Annotated in this window: 15 protein-coding genes and 1 other RNA gene; 9 read left to right on the plus strand and 7 right to left on the minus strand. The window is 67.0% G+C overall.

Features of this window, described 5'->3' with window-relative positions:
• The 7 genes from VFS34_09040 to VFS34_09070 all read left to right on the plus strand — a co-directional run.
• Positions 1–357: hypothetical protein (locus VFS34_09040; protein ID HET9794594.1), on the plus strand; the 357-nt coding region annotated here is incomplete at its 5' end.
• On the plus strand, positions 354–650 hold the full coding sequence (locus VFS34_09045; GenBank protein HET9794595.1) for a hypothetical protein: 297 nt from the start codon (positions 354–356) through the stop codon (positions 648–650). The genes VFS34_09040 and VFS34_09045, both read left to right, overlap by 4 nt.
• A 33-nt stretch (positions 651–683) precedes the next feature.
• Complete coding sequence (locus VFS34_09050) at positions 684–983, plus strand: cell division protein ZapA (protein HET9794596.1); 300 nt, start codon at positions 684–686, stop codon at positions 981–983.
• A 45-nt stretch (positions 984–1028) separates the two neighbouring features.
• A non-coding RNA gene (gene ssrS, locus VFS34_09055) (6S RNA) lies at positions 1029–1212 on the plus strand.
• A 46-nt stretch (positions 1213–1258) separates the two neighbouring features.
• Complete coding sequence (rny, locus tag VFS34_09060; protein HET9794597.1) at positions 1259–2827, plus strand: ribonuclease Y; 1569 nt, start codon at positions 1259–1261, stop codon at positions 2825–2827.
• 13 nt (positions 2828–2840) lie between these two features.
• Positions 2841–3623, plus strand: a complete 783-nt coding sequence (locus tag VFS34_09065; protein HET9794598.1) for a TIGR00282 family metallophosphoesterase — start codon at positions 2841–2843, stop codon at positions 3621–3623.
• The gene (locus tag VFS34_09070; GenBank protein HET9794599.1) at positions 3616–4470 is read left to right on the plus strand and encodes a glycosyltransferase family 2 protein; all 855 of its coding nucleotides are present in this window, start codon (positions 3616–3618) and stop codon (positions 4468–4470) included. The genes VFS34_09065 and VFS34_09070 overlap by 8 nt, the downstream gene beginning before the upstream one ends.
• 55 nt (positions 4471–4525) lie before the next feature.
• Here VFS34_09070 and rpsT read toward each other — a convergent pair whose 3' ends face one another.
• The 7 genes from rpsT to VFS34_09105 all read right to left on the minus strand — a co-directional run bounded on the left by rpsT (position 4526) and on the right by VFS34_09105 (position 9818).
• On the minus strand, positions 4526–4771 hold the full coding sequence (gene rpsT / locus VFS34_09075) for a 30S ribosomal protein S20 (GenBank protein ID HET9794600.1): 246 nt from the start codon (positions 4769–4771) through the stop codon (positions 4526–4528).
• A gap of 137 nt (positions 4772–4908) precedes the next feature.
• On the minus strand, positions 4909–5691 hold the full coding sequence (gene ybgF / locus VFS34_09080; protein HET9794601.1) for a tol-pal system protein YbgF: 783 nt from the start codon (positions 5689–5691) through the stop codon (positions 4909–4911).
• On the minus strand, positions 5688–6236 hold the full coding sequence (gene pal, locus VFS34_09085) for a peptidoglycan-associated lipoprotein Pal (GenBank protein ID HET9794602.1): 549 nt from the start codon (positions 6234–6236) through the stop codon (positions 5688–5690). The genes ybgF and pal overlap by 4 nt, the downstream gene beginning before the upstream one ends.
• 318 nt (positions 6237–6554) lie before the next feature.
• Positions 6555–7871 carry a Tol-Pal system beta propeller repeat protein TolB gene (tolB, locus tag VFS34_09090; GenBank protein HET9794603.1) on the minus strand — a complete coding sequence of 439 codons (1317 nt, stop codon included), beginning with the start codon at positions 7869–7871 and terminating at the stop codon, positions 6555–6557.
• Positions 7872–7881: 10 nt separating this feature from the next.
• Positions 7882–8637 (minus strand): TonB family protein, encoded by a 756-nt coding sequence (locus VFS34_09095; protein HET9794604.1) that lies wholly within the window; start codon positions 8635–8637, stop codon positions 7882–7884.
• An 18-nt stretch (positions 8638–8655) separates the two neighbouring features.
• Positions 8656–9081, minus strand: coding sequence for a protein TolR (tolR, locus tag VFS34_09100; protein HET9794605.1), 426 nt, complete (start codon positions 9079–9081; stop codon positions 8656–8658).
• A 2-nt stretch (positions 9082–9083) separates the two neighbouring features.
• The gene (locus tag VFS34_09105; protein HET9794606.1) at positions 9084–9818 is read right to left on the minus strand and encodes a MotA/TolQ/ExbB proton channel family protein; all 735 of its coding nucleotides are present in this window, start codon (positions 9816–9818) and stop codon (positions 9084–9086) included.
• 176 nt (positions 9819–9994) lie between these two features.
• Here VFS34_09105 and VFS34_09110 point away from each other — a divergent pair, with 176 nt between their 5' ends.
• Both VFS34_09110 and VFS34_09115 read left to right on the plus strand, forming a co-directional pair.
• Positions 9995–11860: a SpoIVB peptidase S55 domain-containing protein gene (locus VFS34_09110; protein HET9794607.1), complete on the plus strand. Its 1866-nt coding sequence runs from the start codon at positions 9995–9997 to the stop codon at positions 11858–11860.
• Positions 11861–11868: 8 nt separating this feature from the next.
• Positions 11869–12375, plus strand: a 507-nt coding sequence (locus tag VFS34_09115) for a hypothetical protein (GenBank protein HET9794608.1), incomplete at its 3' end; no start/stop codon positions are given.

A 12375-nucleotide genomic window follows, 5' to 3' on the forward strand; every position in this document is an offset into this window, starting at 1 on the left:
CCGACGGCCGTCGTCGTCGCCGAGCTCGATCTCGGGGCGCTTTCCCGGTCCGGGGGCGCGGCGCGTTTCGCCGAATTCTCCCGCTTCCCGGCGGCCGATGTCGACGTGACGGTCGCGTGCGGCCCCGGGACGTCGTGGCGGGATCTCGAACGAGAGATCGCCGCCGCCCGCCTCGATCATCTCGAGGAGACCGTCCTCCTCAAGCTGTACGTCGACCCGAATCGTCCGGAAATCCGGAACGTGACGGTCCGCCTCGGCTTTCGCGCGCCCGACCGGACGCTCTCGCGGGAGGAAGTCAACCGCGAGCGCGACCGGCTCATCGAAATTTGGAAGCAGAAATTCGGAGAGAACTCATGACGACCGCAGACAACGCCAAGATCTTCGACTCGCTCGAGAAGCGCGTGGAGCGGATCCTCGGGAAGTACCGTTCGGCGACCGAGGAGAACGGGAAATTGAAGGCCCGCCTCGCCGAACGCGAGGCCGAAATCGAGAGGACGAAGGCGGAGCTCGGGACGGCCCGCAAGTCGGCCAAACGCGAGGAAGAGCTCGCCGCCGAGCTCGCCCGCCACGAGGCGGAGAACGAAAAGGTCAGAGAACGCCTGAGCCGGCTGATCGAGACTCTGGAAACGATTGACGCTGCTAAGGTTTAGCCCGTATACTTCCCGGGAGAGGAACCACGGGACATGGCGGAGAACCGGGCCAACGTCACACAGGTCGAAATCTACGGCCAGACGTATACCGTCCGGGCCGAGAGCGACAGCTCGTACGTCCGGGAACTCGCCCGATTCGTGGATGGTAAGATGCGCGAGGTGGCCGAACGGGCGGCCACGGTGGATTCCGCCAAGATCGCGATTCTGGCGGCATTGAACATCTCGGATGATTTGTACCAACGGGAGAGAAGGGGTCAGGGCGATCCGTCCAACGCGAAGGCGAGGGTGGAGCGCCTCATAAAGAAACTCGACGACGCCCTGGAGGCACGATGAGCCGCTCTCGAGCCGGCTCGGGAAACGGGAGAATCGGGAAAGAGGCTGGTCCTGCTTGGTTCGTGATGGAAAAGTCACTCTTGAACCAACATTCACTATTCGGGAGCTTGACTTCCGGCGGAGCGGTGACGTCCCGGTAACCCCGGGAAACTAAAGCTTCGCCTTTCGGGCACCCACCTGTCTGAAGACAGGTTCAAGTCGACTGACACACGGCCAACGCGGGACCTCCCTCGATTCCCCTCCCGCGGCGCTCCGGGACGCCCTGGAGAAACGCGATGGATGGAACACTGGTGATCGCTCTCGTGGCGGGGATCGCGGCCGCGATCGTTGCCACCGTGATCTTTTCCCTCCTGGTGAACCGCCGGACGTCGGGAATCCGGAACGCCGCCCGCCGCGAGGCCGAGCGCCTGCTCGAGGACGCGAAGCGCCAGGCGGATTCGAAGCGCCGGGAGGCGGACATCGAGGCGAAGGAGAAGATCCTCGCCGCGCGGGCCGAATTCGACAAGCAGGCCAACGCCCGGCGCCAGGAGATCGCCGCCCTCGAGAAGCGGATCGCCCAGAAAGAGGAGAACCTCGACCGGAAGCTCGCCCAGATCGAGCAGCGCGGCACCGAGTTCGACAAGCGCGAGAAGGATCTCGCGAGCCGCCAGGGGGAGATCGACCGCCTCGAGGAGGAGTTCCAGGGGCTGATCGACGAGCAGCGCCGGAAGCTCGAGTCGATCTCCGGATTGACGGCGGAACAGGCGAAGCAGAACCTCGTCCGCTCGATCGAGAACGACGCGCGGCTCGAAGCCGCCCACCTCATCCGGCGGATCGAGGAAGAGGCGTCGGAGAACGCCACCCAGAAGGCCCGGCGGATCATCGGGATGGCGATCCAGCGGATGGCCTCCGACACCGTCGTGGAGGCGACCGTCTCGGTGGTCGACCTCCCGTCGGACGACCTCAAGGGGCGGATCATCGGGCGCGAAGGGCGCAACATCCGCGCGCTCGAAGCCGCGACCGGCGTCGATCTCATCATCGACGACACCCCCGAGGCGATCATTCTCTCCGCCTTCGAGCCGGTCCGCCGCGAGATCGCCCGGATGGCGATCCAGCGGCTGATCGTGGACGGCCGCATCCACCCGGCGCGCATCGAGGAGATCGTCGAGAAGGTCCGCGCCGAGCTCTGGGAGAAGATCCGGCAGGAGGGGGAGTCCGTCGCCCTGGAGTTCGGGATCCCCGACCTCCACCCGGAGATCGTCAAGCTCCTCGGCCGCCTCAAGTACCGAACGTCCTACGGGCAGAACGTGCTCCAGCATTCGCGCGAGGTCGGATGGCTCGCCGGGAACATGGCGGCGGAGCTCGGGGTCTCGGTGGACGTCGCCAAGCGCGCGGGGCTGCTCCACGACATCGGGAAGGCGATCGACCGCGAGATGGAAGGGACCCACCTGGAGCTCGGGCGCGAGGTGCTGAAGAAGTTCGGCGAATCGGAGGCCGTGATCCACGCGATGGAGTGCCACCACGGCGACTACGAGCCCCGGTCGATCGAGGCGGTCCTCGTCAACGGGGCGGACGCGCTGTCCGCCGCGCGGCCGGGGGCGCGCCGCGAGATCCTCGAGACCTACGTCAAGCGCCTGGAGAAGCTCGAGCACATCGCGGATGGCTTCAAGGGCGTGCAGAAGGCCTTCGCGGTCCAGGCGGGGCGCGAGCTGCGGATCGTCGTCGAGGCCACGAAGATCACCGACGACGAAGCGCTGTGGCTGTCGAAGGACGTCGCGAAGAAGATCGAGACCGAGCTCCAGTACCCGGGCCAGATCAAGGTGACGGTCATCCGCGAGACCCGCGCCGTGGAATACGCGCGATGACGGCGGCCCGTTGATCCGGATCCTCTTCGTCGGGGACGTCGTCGGCAACCCCGGGCGCCGCGCCGTCTCGGAGACTCTCGAGAAGACGATCGATCGCCGGAAGATCGATTTCACGATCGTCAACATCGAGAACGCCGCCGGAGGATTCGGCATCACCCGCGAGATCTACGACGAGATGAAGAAGCTCCCGATCGACGTCTTTTCGTCCGGCAACCACATCTGGGATCGCAAGGACTTTCTGCCGAGCCTCGACGAACTCGAGGACGTGCTCCGTCCCGCGAATTACCCGAAGGGAAATCCCGGCCACGGGAGCATCGTCAAGAAGACCGCTTCGGGCGTCCCGGTGGCCGTCCTGAATCTCCAGGGACAGGTGTTCATGACGAACATCGACTCCCCGTTCCGGGTCGCGGACGAAATGCTCCCGGCGTTGAAGAAGGAGGCGCCGGTCGTGTTCGTGGACTTCCACGCCGAGGCGACGTCCGAGAAGAACGCGCTCGGCTGGTATCTCGACGGACGCGTCTCCGCGGTCGTCGGGACCCACACGCACGTGCCCACGGCGGACGAGACGATCCGTCCGGGCGGCACGGCGTACCTGACCGACGTCGGAATGACCGGCGCCTACGAAGGGGTCATCGGGTTCAACAAGGACCGTGTCGTCGAGAAGTTCCTCGCCCAGACGCCGCGGTCGTTCGAGACCGCCAAGCGTGACGTGCGTCTTTCGTCGGTCGTCGTCGAGATCGATGAAAGGAGCGGTCGCGCGGAATCGATCGAACGCTGGCAGGTCCGGATTGACTGAGCGGGAGAAGCTGACGGCGATCGTCACCTCCTACAACGAGGAGATCAACATCAAGGAGTGCCTCGAGAGCGTCCTCTGGGCGGACGAGATCCTCCTCGTCGACTCGTTCTCGCGCGACCGCACCGTCGAGATCGCGCGCTCCCTCCCCGGCGTCCGGATCCTCCAGCACGAATACTTCGGTTCGGCGGCCCAGAAGAACTGGGCGATGGACCGCGCGGAGCACCCGTGGGTTCTCATCGTCGATGCCGACGAGCGCGTCACCGCGGAGCTCGCCCGGGAGATCACCGAGCTCCTGACGCGCGGCCCCTCGTCGAACCACTACTCGATCCGCCGCCAAAACATCTTCGTCGACCGGATCATCCGCCACTCGGGATGGTCGACGGACAAGGTCGTCCGGCTGATCCGGAACGGCACCGCGCGCTATCCGAACCGGCGCGTGCACGCCGACATGCGGCCCGAGGGGCCCACGCCGACGATGGACGCGCCGCTTCTCCACTACACGTTCCGCTCCTTTTCCCAGTATCTCGAGAAATTCCACCGCTATGCCGAGTGGGGCGCCGCCGAGGCGTTCAAGCGGGGAAAGAACCCGGGCGTCGCGGAGCTCTTCTTCCGCCCCGCGTGGCGGTTCTTCCGAATGTACGTGCTCCAGGCGGGGTTTCTCGACGGACGACACGGCTTCGTGCTCTGCGCCCTCCAGGCCTACGGCGTCTTCCTCAAGTGGGCGAAGGTCTGGGAGTGGCAGCGATACCGCGCCAACGGCTGGTCGTTCGAGCTCCCCGCCTACGACGAAAGCGCGGAGACCTGGGGCGGGGCCGACACCGGGGAAGACGCGGCGTCGAATCCCTGATCGGAAAAAAGAGAACGCCCGCCGGAGCGGGCGTTCGGACGAAACGGGGCGGGCTCTACGAGCCGGAGGTTTTCGACCCCTTCGCGAGCCGCGACTTGTAGCGCGCGGCCGTGTTCTTGTGGATGACTCCCTTCGCGGCGGCGCGATCGATCTCGGAGGCCGTCCGCGGCAGCGTCTCCGCGGACGCCGAGGAGCGGTGCTTCTTGATCACGTTGCGCAGCTTCGTCTTGACGCGGCGATTCCTCGCGGTCTTCTTCGCGGAGGTGCGGATCCGTTTTTCGGCGGATTTGATGTTGGCCATTCGGTGCGAGAGTCCTTTCTCATTCCCTGGCGGGCTCGGCGCCCGCTTCGTTCCGGCGGGCTCGCCGCCCGCCCGTTTCGGCGGGCCCGCGCCCGCCGCGCGGCGAGCTTACCACCCGCCGCGGTTGCCGGCATCTTTCAGCGGGATTCCACTCCCAGCGAGGACAGCCTCTGCTTTGCCAGGCGAGCCTCGTCCGATCCCGGGTACTCGTGGATGACGTACTGGAGCGCGACGACCGCCTCGGGGCGACGGTTCAGCTCCTGGAGGGCGAGGCCCTTCTTGAGAAGAGCGGCCGCGGACTTGTCGCTCTTGGGCCAGCGCTTGAGGAGCGCGTCGAAATCCGCGATGGCGTCGTCGAACTTTCGCTCGGAAAAATGCGACTCGCCGATCCAGTACTGCGCGTTGTCGGAAAGATCGGTCGACGGGTACCGCTCGATGTATTCCTGGAAACCGGAGATCGCGAGTTCGTACCGTCCCTTCGTGTAATCGCCGTAGGCGGTGTCGTAGAGCTGCTGGGGCGAAGGTCCGGCTGGAATCCCGGGGGCGTTGGGCCGGGGCGCGCCGACGGAGGGCGAGAGCGCGGCGCCGGGAGGAGCCCCCGGACGCCCGAGGTCTCCCTGCGTGGCGGCGATCTGCTGCGAGAGCTCCGCGAGCCGGCGGTTCGTGTCGTCGAGCTTGACGCCGGTGTCGGCGTTCGACTTCAGGAGCTGGCTCGTCTGCTGCGCGACACTCGCGTTGAGCTTCTGGACCTCCTCCTTCGACGAAGACTTGCTTTCGACGGCCTGGATCTGCCGCTCGATGTCGTTCATCTGGCGATGCAGGCCCTCGATGTCGTCCGAAGAGACGCATCCGGCGGCCAGGACGAGCCCGGCCGCCAGGATCGCGAGCGCGGAGCGCCGCGGGTCGATCGCGAGCCTCACTTGCCCGTGATCACGAAGTGACCGCGGCGATTCTGCTGCCAGCAGTTCTCGTCGTGGTCGGTGCAGAACGGCCGGGCTTTTCCGTACGAGACGGTGTTCACGCGGGAGCCGTCGATCCCGAGGGAAACCAGGTATTCCTTGACGGCCGAAGCCCGCTTCTGGCCGAGCGAGAGGTTGTACTCCTCCGTTCCGCGCTCGTCGCAGTGCCCTTCGACGAGGACCTTGATCGAGCCGTACTGTTTGAGCCACTGCGCGTCGGAGGCGAGCGCCGTGCGCGCGTCGTCGCGAAGGTCCGCCTTGTCGAAGTCGAAGAAGGAGTCCTTCAGGTATCCCTTCGAATTGAGGGTCTGGAGGTCTTCCGACATGACGTCTTCGCCGCGGGTGGTCGGCGGCGGCGGCGCGGGAGTCGGAGCCGGCGTCGGCGCTTCGACGGCGGGCGGAGGAGGCGCGGCCTCGGGAGTCGTCGTCGGGGGTTTCTTCTTGCAGCCGGCGGCGAGAGCGACGATCGCTCCGAGCACCGCGGCGAACTTCAGACTCCGATGCATGCGCATTTCATTCCTCCTCAAAGTTGCCGAATTCCCGAGTGTGTCACGGTTCCGACCGTAGCAAAATTCGTGCTCGCTTTCAACGCGTCCGGCGAGGGAAAATGGATTGTTCGCGCGCCGATTCGGCCGTCACGGCACCACCTGGCGCGCCGTTTCAGCACCAAAGGTTCACGGGAACGCCTCCAATGGGCGGAACGAGTCCACGCCCGGACCCGATCCGCCGCGGCGCATTCGCCGGCGAGACCCCCGCGTCGCCCGCCTGCCGCGCGTTCCTCGGGGTAGCGCCTGGCGCGCTCGTGGCGACGAGCGCTCCCGGCTCTAATTCGGGCTCCACGCGGGCTGGCTGTTGTTTCCCTTGTCGGTGATCTGCACCTTGTGCTCGCCGTTGATGTCCATGGTGTAGATCTGGGTCGAGCTTCCGCGGCGCGAGTCGTACGCGATCTTCAGACCGTCCGGCGACCAGCTCGGATGCCCGTTGGATCCCTCCGACGTGAGCTGGAGCGCCTGCCCGGTCGCGAGGTTCATCACGCAGATCTGGAAGTCGCCGCCGTTGCGGCAGGCGTACGCGATCTTGGAGCCGTCCGGCGACCACGCTCCTTCGTCGTTCCAGTCGCCCGCGAAGGTGACGCGGCGCGAGTTCGCGCCCTCGGGATCCATCAGATAGAGCTGCGGCGTTCCTCCCGCGCTCGACGTGTAGAGGATCTGGTTGCCCACGGGGGACCACCGCGGTGTGGACTCGACGGCGTGGGAAGTGGTCAGCCGCTTGAGGCCCGATCCGTCCGCGTTGACGACGAAGATGTCGGGGTTTCCCGCCTGCGATCCGGCGAAGACGATGCGCTTGCCGTCGGGGGAGAAGGAGGGGGATGCGTTCAGCTCGACGCCCGTCGAGAGGTCGCGCCTTCCCCCGCCGTCGCGGCCGATCACGTTCAGATGCGGAAACATCTTCGCGTAGCTCGTGAACACGAGGTGCTGCCCCGCGGGGTCCCACGACGGGTTCATCGCGAGAGAGCGGAGCTGAGTCAGGCGCCGCGGATTCCGCCCGTCGAAATCGGCGGCGTAGATCTCGCGGAGGCCCCGCCCGCCGTCGCGGTCGGAGGCGAAGGCGATCGCGGTCATGAAGTCTCCCGATTTGCCGGTGAAGTACTTCACGATGTCGTCGGCGACGGCATGCGCGATCCGGGGAACGTAGCTCGCGCCCCCGCTGTACCGCTTTCCGAACACGAGCTTGTGGGACTTGAGGTCGTAGACGCGGGCTTCGGCGGCGATCCGGTCGCCGGTCACCTCGAGAAGAGTGTCGACGAGGACCTCGGCCCCGGTCGCCGCCCACCGGTCCGCCGACTCCGACGACGTCGCGTCGCGGTAGCCCTTCGGGTACAGCGCGGAGTCGACGATCGTGAACGCGCCTTCGTAGTCGAGGTCCGATTTCAGCGTGTCGTAGAACGGCTGCCGCACCTGGGTCTCGATGACCGGCCCGGCAGGAGCGATCGTCGGAGGAACGGCGAGCGGAAGCTTCTTTTCGACGGCCTTGTTCAGCTCGAGCCACAGCTCCCGGCTCTCGCTCGGGGGGGCGGGCGTCTGGGCGGCGAGCGCCGCGGCGGCGGCGAGCGCGGCCGCCCCGAGGAAGATGCTTTTCACGAGGACCTCCTCATTGGAACTTGAGATGGACGCCGAGCGAGCTCTCGTGGAAATCCGCCGGCAGCGGCGGAAGCGGCGAAGAGGCCATCACGGCCCGCTGCGCCGCGCGGTCCACGAACGGGAATCCGCTCGTTCGTTCGATGCGCACGTCGGAGATCGAGCCGTCGCGTCCGATCCGGAAGAAGATGACCGGCGGTGCGACCGCCTGGTCCGTCGGCTTGAACCAGTTCGCCCCGATCGAGGCGAGCATCCGCGTGACGTAGTACGAGTAGTTGAAGTCGGCGGAGTCGAAGGCGGAGAGGGACGTCCCGAACGTCGAACCCGCGCCGGCGACGCCGGTCGGCGACCCTTCGGCGGAATCCCCCGGCTGGGGGAGGTCGACCGCGGACCCGCTCGCCTTCTTCGACGCCTGCGGCGACGTGCGCGAGGGATGCACCGGCGGGGGCGGTTCCTTCTTCGGCTTGGTCTTCTCCGGCAGCGGGAGGGCCTTCGGCGACGGTTCCGGAACGTCCTGCGGCTTCTCGATGACCGGACGCGAGACGGTCTCGGGCGCGGTCGCCGTGCGCGTTCCCCGGACGGAAGCGAGCGGCACGAGGCGCACGGCGACCGCCTGCGGCGAGATGAAGCGGCGTTTGACGGGAAGGCGCGAGGCGATCAGGAGCGCGGCCCCGATCCCGGCATGGAGGAGGATCGTCCCCAGGGCGCCCGCCTTCCACTCCGGCGTGCGCATCCCCCTCTCGGCGAGGATTTCCCCGACCGCGTCCACGTCAGCGCGCCCCGCCCGTCATTTCTTCTCGCGGGACTCGGTCAGCATGCCGAGGTTCTCGATCCCCATGCGGTTGAGGAGATCCATCGTCTCGACGACCGTCCCGTACGGAAGCGAGCGGTCCGCCTTGAGGTAGATCGTCTTGTCCGTCCGGCTCCGCATGTACGCCTGGAGCCGCTCCTTGAGGAGCCCTCCGGCGACGGGCGTCTCGTTGATGTAATAGAGGCCGCTCTTCGTGATCGAAAGGATGACGGGGTCCTCCGCGCTCTTCGGGAGATTCGACGCCTCCGCCTTCGGCAGCGCGACGGACACCCCCTGGTGGAGCATCGGAGCCGTCACCATGAAGATGATGAGGAGAACGAGCATCACGTCGACGAGGGGGGTGACGTTGATGTCGGCGAGGTGGTCGAAGGGATCGTTCTTCGGACCGGCGGAGAAGGCCATCTCTACGTGAAGTTCCGTTCGGTGAGGTTCAGGAATTCGAGCGCGAAGTCGTCCATCGTCGCCCGCATCTGGCGGATCTGACCCATGAAGTAGTTGTACGCGATGAGCGCGGGAATCGCCGCCGCGAGGCCCGCCGCGGTGTTGATGAGGGCCTCGGAGATCCCCGGCGCGACCGCGACGATCGAGGTGGAGCCGGACATCCCGATCGCGTTGAAGGCCGCCATGATCCCCCAGACCGTTCCGAAGAGGCCGATGAAGGGGCAGGCGGCGGCGGTCGTCGCGAGGAAGGTCAGCCAGCGCGTCAGGCGCGAGACTTCCGCTCCCGCGGCGCGCTCGAGCGCCCGCTCGATCCCGCTGATGTTCTTGATGAGGAGCCTCGTGCTCGTCGTCGCGGCCGTCGCCGGCTCGTCCGAGCGGGCGGCCTTGATCTGCGCGTCCAGCTCCGCGTAACCGGATTTGAAGAGCGTCGTCAGCGGCGTTTCGGCGAGCTGGCTCGCCATCGTGTTGACTTCCGAGAACCGCTTGGATTTCCGGAAAAAATCGAGGAATCGGTTCGATTGCCCTCGTACCCGCTTCAATCGAATATATTTGGCGATGATGATCAGCCACGAGACCAGGCTGAAGAAGAGCAGGATGCCGAGGACCACCTTCGCGGACGGCCCCGTTTCCCGGAGGAAAGTCTCGAACTGGGACGGGCTCCCTTCGAGCGTCGTCGTGTGGATCGGCTGGGCGTTCAAGACGTTTCGTCCTCCTCGGCGCGGGTTCGGCGGCACGACTCCCGTGCCCGCCGCCGGCGCGGCGACCGTAGCACACGAAACTCAGAGAGGTCAATGAATTCGCGCGTTTTGCGTCCGTTCGGTCACGCGGAATGAAACGGGGTCCTCGGCAGGTTGTACCTTCGATGATGCGAAAATTGACGGCCGGTCTCTTCTTCGCCGCCGCGGCGCTTTCGAGCGGTCCTGCGGCCGCGTCGCCCCCGATCCTGGACGTTTCGGGAATCCACCCGGGCCAGAAGGGGTACGGACTCTGCGATTTCGGCGGCGGCGGCGGGGTGAAGCGCTTCGGCGTCGAGATTCTCGGCGTGATGCGCGAATACGCTCCCAAGCAGGATCTGATCCTCGCGCGTCTGACGGGGAACAACCTCGAGAAGACCGGGGTCATCGCCGGGATGAGCGGCAGCCCCGTGTACGTCGACGACAAGCTGATCGGCGCCGTGGCCTACGGGTGGCCCTTCTCGGAGGAGGCGATCGCGGGAATCACGCCGATCGCGTCGATGCTCGACATCCGGCACGTTCCGGCGAATCCGCCGGTGCCGATCGGCGCCCCGACTCCGGCCGGGGAGCACGCGCAGGCGGAGAGCCTCGTCTCGACGTTCTCGGGGGGCGATTTCGTCGGCGCGTTCCGCGCGCTCGTCGCCCGCGCGTTCCCGGACTCCGCGGGAGCCTCGGGGTGGTCGCCGCTCGCGGTGCCGCTGTCCCTGGCGCCGTTCTCCGCCGCCGATTCGCTCTTTTCCGACGCGTTCCGACGCGCCGGCTTCCTCCCGTCGCCGAGCGGCGCGACTCTCCCCGCGGGTTCGCCTTCGGCTTCCTCCGCCGCGTTTCCGGCCGCCGTCGCCGGTTCGTCCGCTGCCGTTCCGCGGGAGGTGGTCCCTCCGCTCCAGCCCGGCTCGTCGGTCGCGACGATCCTGATCTCGGGAGACATGACGATGGCCGCGACCGGAACGGTGACGTGGGTCGACGGCGGCAACGTCCTCGCCTTCGGCCATCCCTTCCTCTCCATGGGCCCCGTCGAGATGCCGATGGCGGATTCGGAAGTGATCGGCGTCCTGCCGTCGATGTACCGCTCGTTCAAGTTCGCCTCCACCGGAAAAGTACTGGGCTCGATCTCGCAGGATCGCTCGACGGGAATCCTCGGCTCTTTCGGGGGCTCCGCGGCGATGGTTCCCGTGAGCGTCTCGATCGCCTCGGAGAGCGCGCCGACGCAGACGTACCAGTTCCAGGTCGTGCGCAACTCGATGCTCACGCCGATCCTCGCCGCGATGGCGATCGACACCACGCTCTCGACGCTCGAGAAGTCGACCGGGGAGCGGACGCTCGTCTGGAAGTCGTCGATCGCCACGCCGGGGCGAACCGTGCACTACGACTCGGTCTTCTCGGGTCTGAACGCGAAGGACCAGGCGGTCTCCGCGATGGCGCTCCTGACGAATTACCTGATGGCCAACGAATTCCACGACCTCGCGATCGACGGGATCAACGTCGCGATCCAGCATTCCGACGACCTGAAGAGCGCGCGGATCACGGAGGTCGAGCCGGAAAAGGAACGCGTGCGTCCCGGCGAGACGGTCAAGGTCCGCGTCGGGCTCCAGGACTTCCGCGGCACGGCGCGGCACCTCGTGCTCTCGCTGCCGATCCCCCCGGGCGAGCCGCCCGGTCCTCTCACCGTCTTCGTCGGCGACGGGCTCTCCGCGACCGCGTTCGATCTCTCGCTCTTTCCCGCGGACCCGCGCTCGCTCGACCAGGTGCTCGATTTCCTCGACCGGATGCGGCCCGCCAACTCCGTCAATCTCCTCGCGTACCGCAACGGACCGGGGGCGGTCGTCGCCGGGCGCGAGCTCGCGGCGCTGCCGCCGACCGTGTTCGCGATGTTCGCCGGCTCCGGCGCGCGGGACGGTGACGTCAACCTCGCCCACCAGCGGGTGTATTCGGCCACGGTGGAGCAGTCGATTCCGGTGACGGGCTCCTCCCGGCTGACGCTCGAGGTGGTCCCGAAGCTCGATTGAGAGGTTCCATGCGAAAGTTCCTCATGATCGCGGCGCTCTGCGGCGCCGCCCGGGCCGGCGCGTCCACGCCGAAGATCTGGACGATCGACTCCGCCCGCGAGTTCTCCGAAGGGACCGCGCACGGGGTGTCCGCCCTCCCCGAAGGCAGGCTCGCGATGACACGCGAGTCCCATCCGATCCCGGGTCTTTCCGCGACGAAGATCTTCGCGGTGGCCTCGGAGAAGTCGGGGGCCCTCCTCTTCGCCTGCGGGGACGAAGGGCAGATCTTCCGGCAGGAGCCCGGCCGGCCCGCGGCGGTCCTCGTGACGCTTCCCGAGTCGGAAGTGACGGCGCTCGCCATCGGCCCGGACGGAGCGATCTACGCCGGCACGTCGCCGCACGGCAAGGTCTACCGGATCGAGAAGGGCAAGTCGCTCCCGTACTTCGAGCCGCAGGCCGAATACATCTGGGACCTCGCTTTCGACCGGGGCGCGCTGTTCGTCGCGACCGGCGTTCCCGGACGCATTTTCCGCGTG

The sequence above is a fragment of the Thermoanaerobaculia bacterium genome (assembly GCA_035717485.1).
Lineage (GTDB): Bacteria > Acidobacteriota > Thermoanaerobaculia > UBA5066 > DATFVB01 > DATFVB01.